1 protein-coding gene is annotated in these 574 nt (G+C 49.5%); it reads right to left on the bottom strand.

Going from position 1 to position 574, the window contains the following annotated elements; all coding sequences use genetic code 11:
* Positions 1-73: 73 nt before the first annotated feature.
* Positions 74-574, bottom strand: a 501-nt coding sequence (locus ACQUTI_RS26340; RefSeq protein ID WP_428923432.1) for a hypothetical protein, incomplete at its 5' end; no start/stop codon positions are given.

The following is a 574-nucleotide window of genomic DNA, read 5'->3' as shown; positions in this document are numbered from 1 at the left end:
GAATACGTAACACAGAACATCACTGGCAGCAGGAGGCAATAGCGGCTATCACCTCGATAGCCGCATATCACATTCAACTAAAACGTGTGCGATTACAGGAGTAATCCATAGCAACAATATCGGCAGGGTCGAGGGCGCTATCAGTCAGATCGTCGATAGCGACGCGATATGTGGTGTTACGTACCGATTTTTCCGACGCCCCTTTATTATTCAGTTGCCGCACAGGGATTGAAGCCGGGCGACTACCAAATGCGACAGGTGTTAAATCTGCAACGTAAGCGCCGTTTGCGAACACCCGAAACGATACAAACTTATCGTCGATTTTAGTGGCCAGCCACGCCAGCTGAACAACCTGGCCAGTTTTAACGGCGTTGGCAATAGCTGAGCCTGAATCAACACCCACACCAAACCCACCAACTACCATATTGTTGAGCGTCCCATCCGCCTTGTTGTTTGCCCCCAGGTATGTCAGAGACTGGTTTGATGCATATGTCCCGCCAATAACCAGCAATTGGTTATTGTATAAAACGGTTGTATCTCCGATGTCCGACGTCGGGAGTTTAAACCACATGCG

It is taken from the genome of Klebsiella sp. 7-CIP_Kleb. (assembly GCF_050378655.1).
In the GTDB taxonomy this organism is placed as follows: domain Bacteria; phylum Pseudomonadota; class Gammaproteobacteria; order Enterobacterales; family Enterobacteriaceae; genus Klebsiella; species Klebsiella quasipneumoniae.
The sequence above is the reverse complement of the archived record's forward strand: the minus strand, read 5'-3'. Positions and strand labels throughout refer to the sequence as shown.